The organism is Streptomyces sp. NPDC044002, from assembly GCF_056434525.1.
Window position 1 is genome coordinate 1 of the sequence record NZ_JBWKEZ010000066.1, and the last position, 19562, is coordinate 19562.

Sequence of the window (19562 nt, forward strand, 5' to 3'; positions counted from 1 at the left end):
ACGCCCGGTTACATTCCGAACCCGGAAGCTAAGCCTTTCAGCGCCGATGGTACTGCAGGGGGGACCCTGTGGGAGAGTAGGACGCCGCCGAACAACCCGCCCTTTTAGCTCAGTCGGTAGAGCGTCTCCATGGTAAGGAGAAGGTCAACGGTTCGATTCCGTTAAAGGGCTCCAAGGAAAAGGCCCCCGCCATCTGGCGGGGGCCTTTTTTGTTTTATTGGACCCGCGCCGCCGCCGCGTCGATGAAGGCTGTGACGGCTTCCTCGAAGCGTTCCTCGATCGCTATGACCGCCTGGCGGTCGGCGGCGTGGGAGATGGCCCCGAGGTGGGTCGAAATGGCGGTCATCAAGGGGCGCAGGCCGGGATCGTCCGCGACGAGGCGCAGACGGAAGGCGGCGGCTTCGGCCGCGGCTCCGAGGCGGTCGCTGTCCAGTTGCGCGGCCTGGAGTTCCTCGCGCGTGTCCTGGTCCCGCAGGGCCCGCCGGCGGCGGAACCACAGCGTGATCAGCCCGCGTTTGAGTTCCGTGACGGCGGCGGCGTACGTGCTGAAGGCAGCCAGCCGCTCCTGCCTGAGCCGTTCCTCCCGGTTCACCGCCTCGGCCCGCTCGGCAGTGCGCCGCTGGAACAGGTACGTGCTCCAGGAGCCGATCAGCGTGCCGCCGACGGCGATCGCGCTGGTGAGAACAGCAAGAAGGATATTCACGCGCGGGAGTCGACCACACTGCCCGCCGAAACGACAGGGGGCGGCCCTCGCGGGAGCGGCTCAGTCGCCGGTGCGCTGTTCCGGGACGCGGAAGGCCAGGATGGCCATGTCGTCCGAGGCCGGTTCCGCGGCGAAGCGTTCGACCGCGCGCAGGACGCGGGAGGCGACCGCGCCCGCCGTGAGGCCGGTGCAGGTGGTGAGGACCGCCGCGAGGCCGTCGTCGCCGAGCATCCTGGTGCCCTCGCGGCGCTCGGTGACGCCGTCCGTGACGCAGAGCAGGACGTCGCCCGGGTCGAGGGTCATGGTCTGTTCGTAGAGGTCGAGGTCGTCGATCACCCCGAGCAGCGGCTGCGGCTCCGCCGCCGGGGTGACCTCGCCGTCCGGGCGCAGGCGCAGCGGGAGGGGGTGGCCGGCGCAGACGACCTTCATCAGGGCGCCGCCGTCGGGCTGCGGGTGCAGTTCCCCGTAGAGGAGGGTGAGGAAGCGGCTGCGGGCGCCCTCGTCGAGGATCGCCGCGTTGAGGCGTTCCAGGACCGCCGGACCGCCGAGGCCCTCGCGGGCCAGGAGGCGCAGGGCGTGGCGGGCGAGGCCGGTGACGGCCGCTGCTTCGGGGCCCGTACCGCAGACGTCGCCGATGGCGAAGCCGTACGCGCCGTCGCGGATCGGGAAGACGTCGTAGAAGTCGCCGCCGACCTCGTTGCCCTCGCCGGCGGCGCGGTAGATGACCTCGACCTCCATGCCGGGGATGGCGGGGGAGCCGGGCGGCAGGAGGCTGCGCTGGAGGGAGCGGCTGATGGCGGTGCGCTCGGAGTAGAGGCGTGCGTTGTCCAGGGCCAGGGCCGCGCGGCGGGAGAGGTCGTCGGCGAGTTCGAGGATCTCCTGGCGGAAGTGCTCCTCGCTGGGCTTGCCGAGGGTCAGCATGCCGATCACCCGGTTGCGGGCGAGGAGGGGCAGGACGACCGTCTCGCCGCCGACTGCGGCGGCTGTCGCCGGCCAGGGGCGGGCGCCGGCCTCGCGGACCGGTTCGGGCGGGTCGACGCGGGACAGCAGGGCCTTGAGGCCGTCGATGCGCTCCTCGTCCTCGTGCAGGACGTAGGCGAGGTAGGGGTCCGAGGCCTGGTCGGCGATGGTGTAGACGGCGCACCAGGTGGCGAGCGTCGGGACGGTCATCTGGGCCATGAGGGCCAGGGTCTGGTCCCGGTCGAGGGTGCCGGCGAGCAGGTCGGAGGCCTCGACGAGGAAGGACAGGGAGCCCCGGCGCAGCCGTTCCAGCTCGCCGAGGCGGGCGGACTCGACGGCGAGCGCGATGCGGTCGGCGGCGAACTGGAGGCGCAGGGCCTCCTCGTTGGTGTAGCGGCCCGGGCCCTCGGCGGCGACGCCGAGGGAGCCGGTGAGGCGGCCCTCGACCTTGAGGGGGACGGTGACGACGGAGCGCATGCCGGTGGACTCCAGCAGCGGTACGGCTCCGGGGACGACGGCGAGGTCGTCGTGGACGGCGGGCAGGCGGGCCGATCCGTAGCGGCTGGTGCCGGCCTCGACGGGGACGCGGGCGAAACGCTGGCGGGTCGAGGGCAGGCCGGTGGTCGCGCGGACCTCCAGCTCGGTCTCGTCGTCGGTGGCCAGCAGCAGGAAGGCGGCGTCGGCGTCGAGCATGTCGCGGGCCCGTTCGACGGTGCGTTGCAGCAGTCCGTCGAGGTCGTCGGGGGCGGGCGAGCCGATGAAGACCTCGAAGGGGTCGGTGGGGCGGGGCTCGCTGTGCTGGCCGTCGGAGGAGGGGACGCGTACGGGGGTCTGGAGGAGGGCCCGCTCGTCGTCGTGGACGAGGAGGCAGACGATGGAGGGCTCGCCGTGGGCGTCGCGGACCCGCAGGTGGGAGGCGTAGACGGGGATGACGCGGCCGTCGGCGCCGCGGATGCCGTAACTGCCCTCCCAGCGGGACAGGCGCAGGGCCTCGGCGACGCCGGTGCCGGTGCCCGGGGTCTGGGGCCAGGCGGCGATCTCGGCGAGGGGGCGGCCGACGGCCTTCTCGGCGGGGTGGCCGAAGATGTGCTCGGCGTCGTCGTTCCAGGCGGAGATGGCGTCGTCGGCGTCGATCTGGAGGACGGCGACGCGGACCCGGCTCTCGGCCAGGGGCAGGAACTGGTCCGGTACGACGGGGCCCGCGGAGCGGGTACCGACCGGCCGGTCCGGGAGGTCGAGGCGGAACCACACGTGCTTGTGGGTGGCGGTGTACTCGACGCCCCAGCGGGTGGCGAGGGCGGCGCAGAGCATCAGCCCGCGGCCGCTCTCGCGGTCGGGGTCGGCGTACGGGCGCTCGCCGGGGTGCCGCAGGGGCAGCTCGCGCTCGGGGTAGCGGTCGGCGACCTCGACGCGTACGCCGTCCTCGGCGCGCAGGCACAGGACCTCGGCCCTGGTCCCGGCGTGGACCACGGCGTTGGTGACGAGCTCGCTGGTCAGTACGACCGCGTCGTCGACGATGTCCGCGAAGCCCCAGCCCTGCAGCGTGTCGCGCACGAACGCGCGGGCGGCGGCGACCGACCGCCCCTGAGGGTCGAAACTGGCAGCCGCCCGTGCCGTGATCACGAGTCTCCTTCGACGCGGTTGGACATCGGATGCCAGGTTACTTACCTTCGCGGTCGCCATGAGGCCGTCGTACCGGATTCCACCCGCAGGGTGCGGCCGGTGTGCGATGGTGCCGAAGTGTTATCGCCGGGTTCGGCCAGGGTGAAACACTGGGCAGGCTTGGAGAGCCGGCGCTTGGACAGCCGGCGTCCGGTGGAACAGAGGTCGACCCTTTCGGGAGGGACACGGTGGAGTCCAGCGCAGCGGTGCGGCGTACGGGAACGCGGCCCAAGGGCGGGCGGTCCCGGCGGAACGGGACCACGGAAGTCGACACCGCCGCTCTGAACCGCCTGCTCACGGCCCTGGTGTCGATGCGGGACGGGAACTTCCGCAAGCGGCTGACGGTGTCCGGCGAAGGCGTGATGGCGGAGATCGCCGCCGTCTACAACGAAGTCGCCGACCGGAACCTGCACCTGACCGGGGAGCTGTCCCGGGTCCGGCGGATGGTGGGCCGTGAGGGCAAGCTGAGCGAGCGGCTGGAGACGGGGGCCTGCGAGGGTTCCTGGGCCGCCGCGATCGACGCGTCGAACCAGCTGGTGGACGATCTCGCGCGGCCGGTGTCCGAGGTGGGCCGGGTGCTGTCGGCGGTGGCCGAGGGCGACCTGGACCAGCGGATGGACCTGCGCACGCCGGCCCCGGACGGGGTGGGGCATCCGCTGCGCGGGGAGTTCCTGAAGGTCGGGCGGACGGTCAACAACCTGGTCGACCAGCTGTCGGCGTTCACCGACGAGGTGACGCGGGTGGCGCTGGAGGTCGGTACCGAGGGCAAGCTGGGCGGTCAGGCCCAGGTGCGCGGAATGTCCGGTTCTTGGAAGGACCTGACCGACTCCGTCAACACGATGGCGTACCGGCTCACCGCTCAGGTGCGTGACATCGCCCTCGTGACGACGGCGGTCGCCAAGGGCGATCTGTCGCGCAAGGTCACGGTGCACGTGGCCGGCGAGATGCTCCAGCTGAAGAACACCGTGAACACGATGGTGGACCAGCTGTCCTCGTTCTCCTCCGAGGTGACGCGCGTCGCCCGCGAGGTGGGTACGGAGGGCGAGCTGGGCGGCCAGGCGAAGGTGCCCGGCGTCGCCGGCGTGTGGAAGGACCTGACCGACTCCGTCAACACGATGGCGGGGAACCTGACGGCGCAGGTGCGCGGGATCGCGCAGGTCACGACGGCCGTCGCGAACGGTGACCTGTCGCAGAAGGTGCGGGTCAGCGCGCGGGGCGAGGTCGCGCAGCTGGCCGAAACGATCAATCAGATGACGGAGACGCTGCGGACCTTCGCGGACGAGGTCACGCGCGTGGCCAGCGAGGTCGGTGCGAAGGGCCTCCTCGGCGGTCAGGCGCAGGTGCCGGGGGCGGCGGGTACGTGGAAGGACCTCACCGACTCGGTGAACACGGTCTTCCGCAACCTGACCACGCAGGTGCGGGACATCGCCCAGGTGACGACCGCCGTGGCCAACGGCGACCTGTCGCAGAAGGTCACGGTCGACGTGGCCGGCGAGATGCTGGAGCTGAAGAACACCGTCAACACGATGGTGGACCAGCTCCAGTCCTTCGGCTCCGAGGTGACGCGCGTGGCCCGGGAGGTCGGCGTCGAGGGCGAGCTGGGCGGTCAGGCGCAGGTGCCGGGGGCGGCGGGTACGTGGAAGGACCTCACCGACTCGGTGAACACTGCCTTCCGCAACCTCACCGGGCAGGTCCGCAACATCGCCCAGGTGACGACGGCGGTGGCCAACGGCGACCTGTCGCAGAAGGTCACGGTGGACGTCTCCGGTGAGATGCTCCAGCTGAAGAACACCGTGAACACGATGGTGGACCAGCTGTCCTCGTTCGCCGACCAGGTCACGCGGATGGCGCGGGACGTGGGCACGGAGGGCCGGCTCGGCGGTCAGGCCCGGGTGGAGGGGGTCTCCGGTACCTGGAAGGAGCTCACCGACTCCGTCAACTTCATGGCGGGGAACCTGACTTCGCAGGTGCGTCAGATCGCCCAGGTGACGACGGCGGTGGCGCGGGGCGACCTGTCGCAGAAGATCGACGTGGACGCCCGGGGCGAGATCCTGGAGCTGAAGAACACCATCAACACGATGGTCGACCAGCTCTCCGCCTTCGCGGAGCAGGTGACCCGGGTGGCCCGCGACGTGGGTACCGAGGGCCGGCTCGGCGGTCAGGCGCAGGTGCCCGGTGTGGCCGGTGTGTGGCGGGACCTGACGGATTCGGTGAACGGCATGGCCGGGAACCTGACTTCGCAGGTGCGCAACATCGCGCAGGTCGCGACGGCGGTGGCGCGTGGTGATCTGTCGCAGAAGATCGACGTGGATGCCCGGGGCGAGATCCTGGAGCTGAAGAACACCCTCAACACGATGGTGGACCAGCTGTCGAGCTTCGCCGAGCAGGTGACGCGGGTGGCCCGTGAGGTGGGTACCGAGGGCATCCTCGGCGGGCAGGCCGAGGTCAAGGGCGTCTCCGGTACCTGGAAGGACCTCACCCAGTCCGTCAACTTCATGGCGAACAACCTGACCTCGCAGGTGCGCAACATCGCCGAGGTGACCACGGCCGTGGCCACGGGCGACCTCTCGAAGAAGATCACGGTGGACGCCAAGGGCGAGATCCTCGAACTGGTCACCACCGTCAACACGATGGTGGACCAGCTGTCGTCCTTCGCGGAGCAGGTGACGCGGGTGGCGCGCGAGGTGGGCTCGGAGGGCATCCTCGGCGGCCAGGCCCGGGTGCGCGGGGTGACCGGCATCTGGAAGGACCTGACCGACAACGTCAACCTGATGGCGAACAACCTGACCTCGCAGGTGCGCAACATCTCGCAGGTCTCCTCGGCGGTGGCCAACGGCGACCTGACGAAGAAGGTCACCGTCGAGGCGCGCGGCGAGGTGGCGCAGCTCGCCGACACCGTCAACACGATGGTCAAGACCCTGTCGTCCTTCGCGGACGAGGTCACGCGGGTGGCGCGCGAGGTGGGTACCGAGGGCATCCTCGGCGGCCAGGCGCACGTGCCGGGCGTCTCGGGGACGTGGAAGGACCTCACCGACTCGGTGAACTTCATGGCGTCGAACCTGACCGGGCAGGTGCGGCAGATCGCGATGGTGACGACCGCCATCGCCAAGGGCGACCTGACCAAGAAGATCGACATCGATGCCCGCGGGGAGATCCTGGAGCTCAAGACGACCATCAACACGATGGTCGACCAGCTGTCGTCCTTCGCCGACCAGGTGACGCGGGTGGCGCGCGAGGTGGGTACCGAGGGCATCCTCGGCGGCCAGGCCCGGGTGCGGGACGTGGACGGCACCTGGCGGGACCTGACCGAGTCCGTGAACGAGATGGCCGGCAACCTCACCCGGCAGGTCCGTGCCATCGCGGCCGTGGCCACGGCGGTGACCCGCGGCGACCTGAGCCTGAAGGTCGACGTGGACGCGGCGGGCGAGATCCAGGTGCTCCAGGACAACATCAACACGATGATCGTGAACCTGCGCGACACCACCCTGGCCAACAAGGAGCAGGACTGGCTCAAGGGCAACCTCGCCCGGATCTCGGCCCTGATGCAGGGCCGCCGGGACCTGGACGACGTGGCCTCGCTGATCATGAGCGAGCTGACGCCGGTGGTCTCCGCGCAGCACGGGGCCTTCTTCCTCGCCGTCCCGGCCGGCGGGACCTCCGAGATCGGGACGGACGGCGGCGCGGAGGGCTCGTACGAGCTGCGGATGCGCGGGAGTTACGCGTACGCGGGCGGCCAGATGCCCATCTCCTTCCGGCCGGGCGAGGGGCTGATCGGCACGGTCGCCGAGGAGAAGCGGACGGTCCTGGTGGAGAACACCCCGCCCGGCTACCTGAAGATCTCCTCGGGGCTGGGCGAGGCGCGGCCGGCGCACGTGATCGTGCTGCCGGTGCTGTTCGAGGGGAAGGTGCTCGGGGTCATCGAGCTGGCGTCGTTCACGCAGTTCACGCAGATCCAGAAGGACTTCCTGAGCCAGATCGCCGAGATGATCGGTACGAGCGTCAACACCATCTCCGTGAACTCCAAGACGGAGATGCTGCTCAAGCAGTCGCAGGAGATGACCGAGCAGCTGCGCGAGCGTTCCGACGAGCTGGAGAACCGGCAGAAGGCGCTCCAGGCGGCCAACGCCGAGCTGGAGGAGAAGGCCGAGCTGCTGGCCCAGCAGAACCGGGACATCGAGGTGAAGAACACCGAGATCGAGGAGGCCCGGCAGGTCCTGGAGGAGCGCGCCGAGCAGCTCGCGGTCTCCATGCGGTACAAGAGCGAGTTCCTCGCGAACATGTCGCACGAGCTGCGGACCCCGCTGAACTCGCTGCTGATCCTGGCGAAGCTCCTCGCCGACAACGCGGACGAGAACCTGTCGCCGAAGCAGGTGGAGTTCGCCGAGACCATCCACGGCGCGGGCTCGGACCTGCTCCAGCTGATCAACGACATCCTGGACCTGTCGAAGGTCGAGGCGGGGAAGATGGACGTGTCGCCGACGCGGATCGCGCTGGTGCAGCTGGTGGACTACGTGGAGGCCACCTTCCGGCCGCTGACCGCGGAGAAGGGGCTGGACTTCTCGGTGCGGGTCTCGCCGGAGCTGCCCGCGACCCTGCACACGGACGAGCAGCGGCTGCTGCAGGTGCTGCGCAACCTGCTGTCGAACGCGGTGAAGTTCACCGACAACGGGGCGGTGGAGCTGGTGATCCGGCCCGCCGGGGCCGATGTGCCGACGGCCATCCGGGAGCAGCTGCTGGAGGCGGGGTCGCTGCGGGACGCGGATGCCGACCTGATCGCCTTCTCCGTGACGGACACCGGGATCGGGATCGCGGCGAGCAAGATGCTGGTGATCTTCGAGGCGTTCAAGCAGGCAGACGGCACGACCAGCCGCAAGTACGGGGGCACCGGCCTCGGGCTGTCGATCAGCCGGGAGATCGCCCGGCTGCTGGGCGGGGAGATCCACGCGGCGAGCGAGCCCGGCCGGGGGTCGACGTTCACGCTGTACCTGCCGCTGCACCCGAGCGAGCTGCCGCCGCAGGGGTACGCGCCGCCGACGCCCGGCGGGGCGCGCGGGGAGTACCGCAGGGCGGCCGAGGAGGAGCCGTCGGCGGTGCAGCCGCTCCCGGCGGTGCTTCCGGCCCCGCTGGGTGCGGCGCCGCGGCAGGCGCTGCCGGCGGCGGAGCCGGCCGGGCAGGGGTCCTCGGCGCTGTTCCGGCGCCGGCGCAAGCCGTCGGCGGGCGGTCCGCTGCCGCGCACGGAGGTGCCGGGGCAGCCGGAGGGAGGCGACGCGTGGGGGGTGGAGGAGCCGCTGCCGGCGCCGCCGCGGACGTACGACTTCCACGGTGAGCGGGTGCTGATCGTGGACGACGACGTGCGGAACGTGTTCGCGCTGACGAGTGTGCTGGAGCAGCACGGGCTGGCGGTGCTGTACGCGGAGAACGGCCGGGAGGGCATCGAGGTCCTGGAGCAGAACGACGACGTGGCGGTCGTGCTGATGGACATCATGATGCCGGAGATGGACGGGTACGCGACGACCTCGGCGATCCGGCGGATGCCGCAGTTCGCGGGGCTGCCGATCATCGCGCTGACGGCGAAGGCGATGAAGGGCGACCGGGAGAAGGCCATCGACTCGGGGGCTTCGGACTACGTCACGAAGCCGGTCGAGCCCGATTACCTGCTGACGGTCATGGAACAGCACATGCGCGGAAACTGATCGGACGGCGGGCCGCGGGCGGAGACCGGGAGGGGGGAACCTTCGGGTCTCCCCCCGCGTTTCCGCTTCGGGCACAGTGACATCTTGGTGACAGGGTGTGGCGATCTCGGGACTGGGGCTACGATGACCGGCACAAGGACGGACGGCTCAAGGATGCCGTCCTCTGGGGCGGGGCCCGGCGCGCATGCCGGAGCCAGGAGCCGGGGAGGCCCCATGCCGGGGCGAGGAGGACAGGGCATGGTGCAGAAGGCCAAGATCCTCCTGGTCGACGACCGGCCGGAGAATCTGCTGGCGCTGGAGGCCATCCTCTCCGCGCTCGATCAGACACTGGTCCGGGCGTCGTCGGGGGAGGAAGCGCTCAAAGCGCTGCTTACGGACGATTTCGCGGTCATCCTGCTGGATGTCCAGATGCCGGGCATGGACGGATTCGAAACGGCCGCGCACATCAAGCGGCGCGAACGGACCCGGGACATCCCGATCATCTTCCTCACCGCGATCAACCACGGTCCGCACCACACCTTCCGCGGTTACGCGGCGGGCGCGGTCGACTACATCTCGAAGCCGTTCGACCCGTGGGTGCTGCGCGCCAAGGTCTCGGTGTTCGTCGAGCTGTACACGAAGAACTGTCAGCTGCGGGAGCAGGCGGCCCTGCTGCGCCTCCAGCTGGAGGGCGGCGGCACCAACGGCGACGGCGGCCGGGAGACGGCCGGGCTGCTGGCCGAGCTGTCCGCGCGGCTGGCCGCGGTCGAGGAACAGGCCGAGGCGCTGACCAAGCAGCTCGGCGAGGACTCCGCGGACGCCGGGGTGGTCGCCACGGCCGCCCACCTGGAGCGGAAGCTGACCGGGCTGCGGCGGGCGCTCGACGCGCTGGAGCCGGGCGCCAGCGGGGGAGCCGCGGTCCTGCCCGCGCAGGGCTGAGACCGCCGGGCCGCCCCGCCGCGCGACGGCGGAGCGGCCCGCCCGGCAACGCGGCTGGGCACCCGTCAGTTCTGTCACGGCGTCAAAGCGCTTACGGGCGGGGCGACACGAACGGGTGAAGGGGTGGGCACGCGTGTCCACCGGCGTGCGCACAGGTAACCTCGGCCCCATGGCCTCAAGTACGTCCGGCAAGGGTTCCCAGAGCACGGCGGGCACCGCGAAGGGCCGCACCGGCCGTACGACGGCGCCGACGAAGAAGACGGCCCCGCGTAAGCCCCCCGCGAAGAAGGCCGCCGCGGCCAAGCGTCCCGCGGCGAAGAAGGCCGCCGCGAAGCCGGCGCCGTCGCCGAGCGGGGGAGTGGTGCGGCTGGTCCGCTGGTGCTGGCTCGGTCTCGCACACGCCGTCGGCGGGCTCTTCCGCGGGATCGGCAGGGGCGCCAGGAACCTGGACCCGGCCCACCGCAAGGACGGCGTGGCGCTGCTGCTGATCGCCCTCGCGCTGATCGTCGCCGCCGGCACCTGGTCGAACCTGAGCGGGCCCGTCGGGGACCTGGTCACGATGCTGGTCACCGGGGCCTTCGGGCGCCTGGACCTGCTCGTGCCGATCCTGCTGGGGGTCATGGCGGCACGTTTCATCCGCCACCCCGAGCAGACCGACGCCAACGGGCGCATCGGCATCGGCCTGTCCGCCCTGGTCATCGGAGTCCTGGGGCTGGTGCACATCGCCTGCGGGGCACCCGGCCGGGACGAGGGCACCACCGCCATGCAGAACGCGGGCGGGCTGATCGGCTGGGCCGCCTCCAAGCCGCTGATCTTCACCATGGGGGCGCCGCTGGCCGTGCCCATGCTGGTGCTGCTGACGGTCTTCGGGCTGCTGGTGGTCACCGCCACCCCGGTCGCGGCGATCCCGCAGCGGCTGCGCCGCGCCGGGATCCGGCTCGGGGTGATCCAGCCCAACGCGTACGACGAGGGGTACGGGGAGCCGCACGAGGGCGCCGGGCGGCCGGACCGTCACGACGCCGAGCAGTGGCAGGCCCGTACCGGCGGCACCGTGGACGAGGCCGAGGAAGCGGCCCTGGCCCGGCGGCGCCGGCCCCGGCGGAGCGCCGCGCGGCCCGGCGGGCGCGAGCCGGACGCGGTCGACGTCGCGGCGGCGGCAGCGGCCGCGCTGGACGGGGTGGTCTACGGGGGGCTGCCGCCGAACCCGCTGGTCGCCGATCTCACCCAGGGCATCTCCGGCCGGGGGGAGGGGGCGGAGATCACCGCTCCGGTGCCGCCCGCGCGGGAGGAGCGGCCCGTCGCCGCCAAGGCTCCGGCCCCGGCTCCGGGCGAGGCCCCGGCTCCGGGCGACGGGTTCGACGGCGCCCCGCACGAGCGGACCGCCGCGGTCTCCGGGACGCTGTCGGTGCCGGACCTGACGAAGACCCCGCCGGCGGCCCAGCCGCTGCCGCCCCGGGCCGAACAGCTCCAGCTGCGCGGGGACATCACGTACGCACTGCCCTCGCTGGAGCTGCTGGAGAAGGGCGGGCCGGGCAAGACCCGCAGCGCCGCCAACGACACGGTGGTGGCGGCGCTGACGAACGTGTTCACCGAGTTCAAGGTGGACGCGCAGGTCACGGGCTTCACCCGGGGCCCGACGGTCACCCGCTACGAGGTGACGCTCGGCGCCGCGGTGAAGGTCGAGCGGATCACGGCGCTGGCGAAGAACATCGCGTACGCCGTGGCCTCGCCGGACGTGCGGATCATCAGCCCGATCCCGGGCAAATCCGCCGTGGGCATCGAGATCCCGAACACCGACCGCGAGATGGTCAACCTGGGCGACGTGCTGCGCCTCGCGGACGCCGCCGAGGACGACCACCCGATGCTGGTCGCGCTGGGCAAGGACGTCGAGGGCGGCTACGTCATGGCCAACCTCGCGAAGATGCCGCACGTGCTGGTCGCGGGCGCCACCGGTTCCGGAAAGTCGTCCTGCATCAACTGCCTGATCACCTCGATCATGGTGCGGGCCACCCCGGAGGACGTCCGGATGGTGCTGGTCGACCCCAAGCGGGTCGAGCTGACCGCCTACGAGGGCATCCCGCACCTGATCACGCCGATCATCACCAACCCCAAGCGGGCCGCCGAGGCCCTCCAGTGGGTCGTGCGCGAGATGGACCTGCGCTACGACGACCTGGCCGCCTTCGGCTACCGGCACATCGACGACTTCAACCAGGCGATCCGGGACGGCAAGATCAAGCTGCCGCCGGGCAGCGAGCGCGAGCTCAGCCCGTACCCGTACCTGCTGGTGATCGTCGACGAGCTGGCGGACCTGATGATGGTGGCCCCGCGCGACGTCGAGGACTCGATCGTCCGCATCACCCAGCTGGCCCGCGCGGCCGGCATCCACCTGGTGCTCGCCACCCAGCGGCCCTCGGTGGACGTGGTGACCGGTCTGATCAAGGCGAACGTGCCCTCGCGGCTGGCGTTCGCGACCTCCTCCCTGGCCGACAGCCGGGTCATCCTGGACCAGCCGGGCGCGGAGAAGCTGATCGGCAAGGGTGACGGACTGTTCCTGCCGATGGGCGCGAACAAGCCGGTCCGCCTCCAGGGCGCCTTCGTCACCGAGGACGAGATCGCCGGGATCGTCCAGCACTGCAAGGACCAGATGGCGCCCGTCTTCCGGGACGACGTCACGGTCGGGCAGAAGCAGAAGAAGGAGATCGACGAGGAGATCGGCGACGACCTGGACCTGCTGTGCCAGGCGGCGGAGCTGGTGGTCTCCACCCAGTTCGGCTCCACCTCGATGCTCCAGCGCAAGCTGCGGGTCGGCTTCGCCAAGGCGGGCCGGCTCATGGACCTGATGGAGTCCCGCGGGGTCGTCGGGCCGAGCGAGGGTTCCAAGGCGCGCGACGTGCTGGTCAAGCCCGACGAACTCGACGGGGTGCTCGCCGTGATCCGCGGCGAGGAGGCCCCGTAGGGGGGTCCGCGAGGCGCCGGGAGTCCCCGGGGACACCCGGGTCCCGGGAGAAGCGGAATCCCCGGGAGTCCCGGGCGGCCCGCTAGAACGGGGGTCCGGCCGCCTCACCCGACCGAATGGGATCGTGGCCGGATCGTCACCTGATCCGGCGGCAACCGTTTCCCTTGGGCGTGCGTCAAGTTGAGGGAGGCACCGGCGGCCGTTCCCGTCGCCATTCGGATGGCGTAGGAAGCGGACCCTCCGGTTGCCCCACCCTTTCGTCACCCCCCTAGACTGGACATCCAGCAGGTGGCTACACGCTCGAAAGGCGCCCTTGTGTCCATCGGCAACTCCAACTCCCCCGAAGAAGAGCGGCCTTCGACCGACGCCCGGTCCGAGGACCGGTCCGAGGACCGCATCGTCGAGCGCTCCGTCGAAGAGCCGTCCATCGGGACGACCCTGAAGAAGGCCCGGATCGCCGCCGGGCTCACCGTCGACGAGGTCAGTTCCACCACGCGGGTGCGCATCCCGATCGTGCACGGGATCGAAGAGGACGACTTCACCCGCTGCGGCGGCGACGTGTACGCCCGCGGCCACATCCGCACGCTCGCCCGCGCCGTCAACCTCGACCCGGTACCCCTGGTCGAGCGCTACGACGCGGCCCACGGCGGCCGGCCGGCGCCCACCCCCGCCGCACCCATGTTCGAGGCCGAGCGGCTCCGCCCCGAGCGGCAGCGGCCCAACTGGACCGCCGCCATGGTCGCCGCCATCGTCGCGGTGATCGGTTTCGTCGGCTTCACCGCCTTCGGCGGCGACGACGAGCAGTCCAAGCGGCCGGTGGCGGAAGGTTCCGTCTCGCCGAAGCCCGCGCCCAAGCAGACCGCGGGCAAGCAGCCCGCCGCCCCGACCCCGCAGGCGCCCAAGGCTCCCAAGCCCGAGCCCTCGGACAGCGCCATCGCCGCGGCCCCCAAGGACCTCGTCACCGTGGTCCTGACGGCCGACGCCGGAGAGAGCTGGATCTCGGCGAAGGACCACAGCGGCCGGCTCCTCTTCGACGGCACCCTCGAACAGGGCGAGTCGAAGACCTTCACGGACAAGGAGTCCGTGGACCTCGTCCTCGGCGACGCCGGGGCCGTCAAGCTGTTCGTGAACGGCAAGGAGATCAAGGAGCGGTTCGAGTCGGGACAGGTCGAACGTCTCACCTACACCCGGGACGACCCGCGCCAGGGCCAGGCCCAGGCGGGCTGACCAGCACGGAATAAGAAATTCCAGATCCCCGGGATCCCGCGCGGCGGCCGCCGCCGGCCCCGGGGATCTTGTCGTGGGGGGACTTGGGGCGGGGGTGGGCGCCGGGACGAAGTAGTCTTGAGTCCATGCCCGAACGCCGTACCGTCGCCCTTGTCACTCTTGGCTGCGCCCGTAACGAGGTGGACTCGGAGGAGCTCGCAGGCCGCTTGGCGGCGGATGGCTGGGAGCTCGTCGAGGACGCCGCCGACGCGGACGTAGCCGTCGTCAACACCTGCGGCTTCGTCGAAGCCGCCAAGAAGGACTCCGTAGACGCCCTGCTGGAAGCCAACGATCTCAAGGATCACGGCAAGACCCAGGCCGTCGTCGCCGTCGGCTGTATGGCCGAGCGCTACGGCAAGGAACTCGCCGAAGCGCTCCCCGAGGCCGACGGAGTCCTCGGTTTCGACGACTACGCCGACATCTCCAACCGCCTGCAGACCATCCTCAACGGCGGCAGCGTCGAGGCGCACACCCCGCGCGACCGCCGCAAGCTGCTGCCGATCAGCCCGGCCGAGCGGCAGAGCGCCGACGTGGCCCTGCCTGGCCACGCCCAGGCCGCCGAGGAGCCCGCCCCGGCCCCCGCCGACCTGCCGGACGGACTCGCGCCCGCCTCCGGGCCGCGCGCGCCGCTGCGCCGCCGCCTGGACAAGAGCCCGGTCGCCTCCGTGAAGCTCGCCTCCGGCTGTGACCGGCGCTGCTCCTTCTGCGCCATCCCGTCCTTCCGCGGCTCCTTCATCTCCCGCCGCCCCAGCGACGTGCTGGGCGAGACGCGCTGGCTCGCCGAGCAGGGCGTCAAGGAGATCATGCTGGTATCCGAGAACAACACCTCGTACGGCAAGGACCTGGGCGACATCCGCCTGCTGGAGACCCTGCTGCCCGAGCTGGCGGCCGTCGACGGCATCGAGCGCGTCCGCGTCAGCTACCTGCAGCCCGCCGAGATGCGGCCCGGTCTGATCGACGTGCTCACCTCGACCCCCAAGGTCGTGCCGTACTTCGACCTGTCCTTCCAGCACTCGGCCCCCGACGTGCTGCGCGCCATGCGCCGCTTCGGCGACACCGACCGCTTCCTGGAGCTGCTGGACACCATCCGCTCCAAGGCCCCGCAGGCCGGCGTCCGGTCCAACTTCATCGTCGGCTTCCCCGGCGAGAAGGAGTCGGACTTCGCCGAGCTGGAGCGCTTCCTCACCAACGCCCGCCTCGACGCCATCGGCGTCTTCGGCTACTCCGACGAGGACGGCACCGAGGCCGCCGGCTACGAGGACAAGCTGGACGAGGACACCATCGCCGAGCGGCTCGCGCACATGCAGCGGCTCGCCGAGGAGCTGACCTCGCAGCGCGCGGAGGAGCGGATCGGCGAGACCCTGGAGGTGCTCGTCGAGACGGTCGTCCCGCTCGACGAGGCGGAGGAGGGTGAGGGCGCCTACGGGCGTGCCGCCCACCAGGCCCCCGAGACCGACGGCCAGGTCGTCTTCACCGACGGCGCGGGCCTGGTCCCCGGCCGCATCGTCACCGCCAAGGTGGTCGGAACCCTGGGCGTCGACCTCGTCGCCGAGCCCCTGGGCCTGGAACTCGAGGAGGCGGCCGGATGACCGGAGTCCCGGCATCGGCGGCGGGCGGGACCGGCCGCCGGCCCACGCCCGGCGCGAAGCTCGGGACTGCGGCCGTCAACCAGGCCAGCCTCTGGAACATCGCCAACATCCTGACGATGATCCGGCTCGTCCTCGTGCCGGGATTCGTCCTGCTGCTGCTCGCCGACGGGGGCTACGACCCCGTCTGGCGGGCGCTGGCCTGGGCGGCCTTCGCCGTCGCCATGATCACGGACGTGTTCGACGGCCACCTCGCCAGGACGTACAACCTGGTCACCGACTTCGGGAAGATCGCCGACCCCATCGCCGACAAGGCGATCATGGGGTCGGCGCTCGTGTGTCTCTCCTGGCTCGGCGACCTGCCCTGGTGGGTGACCGGGGTGATCCTCGGGCGCGAGCTCGGCATCACGCTGATGCGGTTCTGGGTGATCCGGTACGGGGTGATCCCGGCGAGCCGGGGCGGCAAGCTGAAGACCCTGGCCCAGGGCACGGCGGTGGGCATGTACGTGCTCGCGCTGACCGGGCCGCTGGCGACCCTGCGGTTCTGGGTGATGGCCGTCGCCGTCGTGCTGACCGTCGTCACCGGTTTGGACTACATCCGGCAGGCCGTGGTGCTGCGCCGGGCCGGTCTGGCGGAGGAGCGGGCCGCGAAGTGACAAACGGGGCGGGGGATGCGCCGGGGGCCGCGGAAGCGGCGGAAGGTGCCGCGGGGGCGGCAGGGGTGGCCGAAGACGTGCTGCGGCTGCTCGCGGAGAGTGACCAGACCCTCGCGGTCGCGGAGTCGCTCACCGGCGGAATGGTGGCTTCCGAGCTGACGGCCGTGCCGGGGGCCTCGCGGGCCTTCCGCGGCTCGGTCACGGCGTACGCCACTGAACTGAAGCACCGCGTCCTCGGAGTGGACGCGGAGCTGCTGGCGGCCGAAGGTGCGGTGAACGCCCAGGTCGCCGAGGAGATGGCCGCCGGGGTGCGGCGGGTGCTGGGCGCCTCGTGGGGGATCGCGACGACCGGAGTGGCCGGCCCGGACCCCCAGGACGGGCAGCCCGTCGGCACCGTTTTCGTGGCCGTGGCGGGCCCGGGGGGCAGGAAAACGGCCCGGCTGCGGTTGAACGGCTCCCGCGCGGAAATCCGTAGGGAGAGTGTACGGACAGTGCTCGAACTCCTCTCGAGCGAACTCCGCGAGAATCTGCGGGGGCAGGATACGGAACAGAACGGGGGGATTTGATGTTTGCAGCCCTGAGTGAACACGACATCGCTCCCCGCACGGCCGCGGCGCGAGGCGGTACGGTGGGGCGTGAAGGTTACGGCTACACGGTCAGAGGAGGGAGCCACCGATGATTCTGCTCCGTCGCCTGCTGGGTGACGTGCTGCGTCGGCAGCGCCAGCGCCAGGGCCGTACTCTGCGCGAAGTCTCCTCGTCCGCCCGAGTTTCGCTCGGCTATCTCTCCGAGGTGGAGCGGGGGCAGAAGGAGGCATCCTCCGAGCTGCTCTCCGCGATCTGCGACGCGCTGGACGTACGGATGTCCGAGCTGATGCGCGAAGTCAGTGACGAGCTGTCGCTGGCGGAGCTCGCGCAGTCGGCCGCCGCAAGCGAACCGGTGCCGGCACCGGTGCGCCCGATGCTCAATTCGGTCTCCGTGGCCTCGGTCACGGGCGGACCCGAGCGGGTGACCATCAAGGCACCCGTGGAAGCGGTGAACGTCGTAGCCGCTTGAGCATTGCCGTTGGGCATGTGAGCGTGGCGGGAGCCCCGGTCGGTGTGTGAGCACCGGCCGGGGCTCCTTGCCGTTCCGGGGGCCTCACGGGGCCGCTGCCCGGCGTTCTGGGTGCGGTGGCGCGGAGGGTGCGGGAGGATGGGCCCGTCCGGGAACCGGCCCTCCGGGAGGTCGCCGTGCGGCGGTTACTGCGCATACCTGTGACGGTGCCCTTCGCCCTGGCCGTGGCGGCGCTGTGGTGGTGGGCCGTGCTGCGGCTGGCGCTGGCGCCGGCCGGGGCGGGCCCGGTGGAGGGCGCCCTGGCGCTCGGCGGCTGGGGCCTGGGGCTGCTGCCGGTGCACTGCGTGCCGGGGCCCGTGCGAGGGGCCGGCCGGGAGCCGTCCCGGGCCGGGGCTACCAGGGCATCGACACTCCGCCGTTCGGGCGCAGGATCTGGCCCGTCATGAAGGACGAGGCGTCCGAGGCCAGGTAGAGCACGGCCTGGGCGATGTCCTCCGGCTCCCCGACCCGGCCCAGCGGGGACATGCGGACCATGGCGGCCTCCGTCTGCTGCTGGACCTCGGGGCCGTGGCGGCCGGTCATGGGGGTGCGGATCCATCCGGGGGCGACGGCGTTGACGCGGATCCCGTGCGGGCCGCTCTCGGTGGCGAGGGTCTTGGTCAGCTGGACCACGGCGGCCTTGGAGGCGCTGTAGCAGAGCAGGCCGGGCTGGGCGGCGTCCACGGCGCCGGAGGCCATGGTGACGACCGAGCCGGGGCGGCCGGCGGAGATCATCGCGCGGACGGCCTCCTGGCAGGTGCGCAGCACGCCCTTGAAGTTGATGTCGAGGATCCGGTCGAGGTCCTCGTCGGTGGTGTCCAGGACGCTGCTGGTGTGCATGACCCCGGCGATGGCGGCCGCGATGTCGAGCGGTCCCGCGGCGGTGACGGCGGCTCGCAGGGCGGCCCGGTCGGTGACGTCGAGCGGGTGGGCGGTGGCGGAGCCGCCGTCCTTGGAGATCAGGGCGGCGGTCTCGGCGAGGCCCCGTTCGTCGCGGTCGGCGCAGTGGACGGCGGCTCCGGCCCGGGCAAGGAGGAGGGCGGTGGCGCGGCCTATGCCGCCGGCGGCTCCGGTGACGAGCGCGGTGCGGCCGGTGAGGTCGTACGAGGCGATCGGTGTGGGCATGCCAGGACCGTACGAGCGGATCTGACGGGCCGTCAACTAGTCGGGGGTTCCGGGACCGGGCCGGACTGGCAGCGGGGGCACCAGTACGTGGGCCGGCCGTCCTGCGGGGCCTCGCGGACGGGGGTGCCGCAGCGAAGGCAGGGGCGGTGGGCGCGGCCGTAGACGAAGAGCTCCCGGCCGGGGCGGCGGCTGCCGGTGGTGTTGCGGGCACCGCCGTGGCCGGTGTTCGCCGCCAGCAGGCGCCGGGCGGCGGCCGCGACGCGGGGGAGGGTGGCGGCGGGGTCGGGGAGCGCGCCGACCGGTGTCCAGGGGGTGACCTGGGCGAGGAAGCAGAGCTCGCACTTGTAGATGTTGCCGATGCCCGCCAGGTTGCGCTGGTCGAGCAGGGCCTCGCCGAGGGGCCGGCCGGGGTCGGCCAGGAGGTTGGCGGCGGCCCGGGCCTCGTCCCAGTCGGGGCCGAGCAGGTCGGGGCCCAGGTGGCCGACGGCCCGGGCCTCGTCGGCGGTGCGCAGCAGTTCGAGTACGGGGAGCCGGTAGCCGACGGCGGTGGCGGCGGCGGTGGACAGGACGGCCCGGATCTCGTGGGCGGGTCCGCCGCGCCACTTCTCGCCGGGGCCGAAGAGCCTCCAGGCGCCGTCCATGCCGAGGTGGCTGTGGAGGGTGAGGCCGCCTTCGAGGCGGGTGAGGAGGTGCTTGCCGCGCGGGGTGACGTCGAGGACGGTGCGGCCGGTGAGGTCGGCGGTGGCGAAGCGGGGCACGCGCAGGTCGGCGTGGGTGAGGGGGCTGCCCGCGAGGGCGGCGTGCAGCCGGGCCGCCGCGCGGTGGACGCTGTCTCCTTCGGGCATGGGGCCATTGTCCGGGCCCGGGGGGTGCGGGACCCCGCGGACACCGCCCGGGGACGCGCGGAACCCCCTGGGCGGGGTGGCCGCCGCAGGGGGTTCC

At 71.9% G+C, this 19562-nt stretch carries 13 protein-coding genes, 1 tRNA gene and 1 rRNA gene; 11 read left to right on the plus strand and 4 right to left on the minus strand.

What is annotated here, in order from left to right; all coding sequences use genetic code 11:
- A 5S ribosomal RNA gene (gene rrf / locus AC07A6_RS33790) occupies nt 1-93 on the plus strand; the annotation flags it as partial.
- Between the two features lie 5 nt (nt 94-98).
- Nucleotides 99-174 (plus strand) — tRNA-Thr (locus AC07A6_RS33795).
- A 40-nt stretch (nt 175-214) separates the two neighbouring features.
- On the opposite strand, the gene AC07A6_RS33800 is transcribed toward AC07A6_RS33795, so the two are convergent.
- Together AC07A6_RS33800 and AC07A6_RS33805 are read right to left on the minus strand one after the other, a co-directional pair.
- The gene (locus AC07A6_RS33800; RefSeq protein WP_478779670.1) at nt 215-703 is read right to left on the minus strand and encodes a hypothetical protein; all 489 of its coding nucleotides are present in this window, start codon (nt 701-703) and stop codon (nt 215-217) included.
- 60 nt (nt 704-763) lie between these two features.
- Nucleotides 764-3346, minus strand: coding sequence for a SpoIIE family protein phosphatase (locus AC07A6_RS33805; RefSeq protein ID WP_362469323.1), 2583 nt, complete (start codon nt 3344-3346; stop codon nt 764-766).
- 185 nt (nt 3347-3531) lie between these two features.
- Here AC07A6_RS33805 and AC07A6_RS33810 point away from each other — a divergent pair, with 185 nt between their 5' ends.
- The 9 genes from AC07A6_RS33810 (at nt 3532) to AC07A6_RS33850 (ending at nt 17902) form a co-directional block, all read left to right on the plus strand.
- Complete coding sequence (locus AC07A6_RS33810) at nt 3532-9018, plus strand: HAMP domain-containing protein (protein WP_478779685.1); 5487 nt, start codon at nt 3532-3534, stop codon at nt 9016-9018.
- 237 nt (nt 9019-9255) lie between these two features.
- Nucleotides 9256-9936, plus strand: coding sequence for a response regulator (locus tag AC07A6_RS33815; protein ID WP_125818620.1), 681 nt, complete (start codon nt 9256-9258; stop codon nt 9934-9936).
- A gap of 169 nt (nt 9937-10105) precedes the next feature.
- A complete protein-coding gene (locus AC07A6_RS33820) occupies nt 10106-12892 on the plus strand; it encodes an FtsK/SpoIIIE family DNA translocase (RefSeq protein ID WP_478779671.1) in 2787 nt (928 codons plus the stop codon).
- Nucleotides 12893-13207: 315 nt separating this feature from the next.
- The gene (locus tag AC07A6_RS33825) at nt 13208-14119 is read left to right on the plus strand and encodes a helix-turn-helix domain-containing protein (RefSeq protein ID WP_362469332.1); all 912 of its coding nucleotides are present in this window, start codon (nt 13208-13210) and stop codon (nt 14117-14119) included.
- A 125-nt stretch (nt 14120-14244) separates the two neighbouring features.
- Entirely contained in the window at nt 14245-15747 is a 1503-nt protein-coding gene (gene rimO / locus AC07A6_RS33830; RefSeq protein ID WP_362469336.1) for a 30S ribosomal protein S12 methylthiotransferase RimO, read from the plus strand.
- Nucleotides 15744-16400 (plus strand): CDP-diacylglycerol--glycerol-3-phosphate 3-phosphatidyltransferase, encoded by a 657-nt coding sequence (pgsA, locus tag AC07A6_RS33835; protein WP_362469340.1) that lies wholly within the window; start codon nt 15744-15746, stop codon nt 16398-16400. The genes rimO and pgsA overlap by 4 nt, the downstream gene beginning before the upstream one ends.
- 65 nt (nt 16401-16465) lie before the next feature.
- Complete coding sequence (locus AC07A6_RS33840; RefSeq protein ID WP_478779672.1) at nt 16466-16966, plus strand: CinA family protein; 501 nt, start codon at nt 16466-16468, stop codon at nt 16964-16966.
- A gap of 109 nt (nt 16967-17075) precedes the next feature.
- Nucleotides 17076-17456 carry a helix-turn-helix domain-containing protein gene (locus AC07A6_RS33845; RefSeq protein WP_007266936.1) on the plus strand — a complete coding sequence of 127 codons (381 nt, stop codon included), beginning with the start codon at nt 17076-17078 and terminating at the stop codon, nt 17454-17456.
- 176 nt (nt 17457-17632) lie between these two features.
- Nucleotides 17633-17902: a hypothetical protein gene (locus AC07A6_RS33850; protein ID WP_362469347.1), complete on the plus strand. Its 270-nt coding sequence runs from the start codon at nt 17633-17635 to the stop codon at nt 17900-17902.
- Here AC07A6_RS33850 and AC07A6_RS33855 read toward each other — a convergent pair.
- Nucleotides 17850-18620 carry an SDR family NAD(P)-dependent oxidoreductase gene (locus AC07A6_RS33855; RefSeq protein ID WP_362469350.1) on the minus strand — a complete coding sequence of 257 codons (771 nt, stop codon included), beginning with the start codon at nt 18618-18620 and terminating at the stop codon, nt 17850-17852. The genes AC07A6_RS33850 and AC07A6_RS33855 overlap by 53 nt on opposite strands.
- Nucleotides 18621-18652: 32 nt before the next feature.
- Nucleotides 18653-19465, minus strand: coding sequence for an Fpg/Nei family DNA glycosylase (locus tag AC07A6_RS33860; RefSeq protein ID WP_362469353.1), 813 nt, complete (start codon nt 19463-19465; stop codon nt 18653-18655).
- Between the last annotated feature and the right edge of the window lie 97 nt (nt 19466-19562).

Bases quoted from the DNA above. Each gene is read 5' to 3' on its own strand.
- AC07A6_RS33815 (WP_125818620.1), top strand. From the start codon at position 9,256: ATGGTGCAGAAGGCCAAGATCCTCCTGGTCGACGACCGGCCGGAGAAT.
- AC07A6_RS33845 (WP_007266936.1), top strand. From the start codon at position 17,076: ATGATTCTGCTCCGTCGCCTGCTGGGTGACGTGCTGCGTCGGCAGCGC.
- AC07A6_RS33805 (WP_362469323.1), bottom strand. From the start codon at position 3,346: ATGGCGACCGCGAAGGTAAGTAACCTGGCATCCGATGTCCAACCGCGT.
- AC07A6_RS33855 (WP_362469350.1), bottom strand. From the start codon at position 18,620: ATGCCCACACCGATCGCCTCGTACGACCTCACCGGCCGCACCGCGCTC.
- AC07A6_RS33860 (WP_362469353.1), bottom strand. From the start codon at position 19,465: ATGCCCGAAGGAGACAGCGTCCACCGCGCGGCGGCCCGGCTGCACGCC.
- AC07A6_RS33820 (WP_478779671.1), top strand. From the start codon at position 10,106: ATGGCCTCAAGTACGTCCGGCAAGGGTTCCCAGAGCACGGCGGGCACC.
- rimO (WP_362469336.1), top strand. From the start codon at position 14,245: ATGCCCGAACGCCGTACCGTCGCCCTTGTCACTCTTGGCTGCGCCCGT.
- pgsA (WP_362469340.1), top strand. From the start codon at position 15,744: ATGACCGGAGTCCCGGCATCGGCGGCGGGCGGGACCGGCCGCCGGCCC.